Source organism: Vibrio sp. 10N.261.52.A1, assembly GCF_002876325.1.
Classification (GTDB): Bacteria; Pseudomonadota; Gammaproteobacteria; order Enterobacterales; family Vibrionaceae; genus Vibrio; species Vibrio chagasii.
In genome coordinates this window covers 1-518 of the sequence record NZ_MCYD01001262.1, presented here as the reverse complement: position 1 = coordinate 518, position 518 = coordinate 1, and the positions used below count along the sequence as shown (strand labels likewise).

At 41.1% G+C, this 518-nt stretch carries 1 protein-coding gene; it reads right to left on the bottom strand.

Features of this window, described 5'->3' with window-relative positions; translation table 11 throughout:
* A partial coding sequence (locus tag BCT81_RS26595) for a TRAP transporter small permease (RefSeq protein ID WP_102426409.1) occupies nucleotides 1–432 on the bottom strand: 432 nt, incomplete at its 3' end.
* Between the last annotated feature and the right edge of the window lie 86 nt (nucleotides 433–518).

Below are 518 nucleotides of genomic sequence, written 5' to 3'. Positions count from 1 at the left end.
GTTCGCGATAAATCGAACGGTGTGGATCGCCATCAATGAGAAACAAAGCAACAACACGCCATTGATAACAAAATATGATACGCCCATGACCGGCGTTACCTTGTTAGATAGCATGAGATATTGATAACTCAGAACCGCCATTAAAATGTTCAGAGCCAGTAGGAAAACGGAAACACACAATCTAAATGGGATTTTTGCTTTTTCTGGCAGCATGGCAACCACCACATCCACACCCATGTGAAGCTTGTGTTTGTAACAGGAGCTAATCCCTAAGTAGACAGCCCAAATGAAGCAAATAACCGACAGCTCTTCACTCCACGGGACAACAAAGCCAAATCCATAACGCAACACGACGTTAACGATAACAACCAAAACGGTGATCGAAATAGCGATAGAAGCGAGGATTTCTTCAATATTTTTCAATAAAAACAAAAGACTTCTCCAACGAAATACCGAATACAACGTGGGTATTTCAGGAATAAAACGGCCTAAAAATAGTTAGGCCGTAATCATTAACT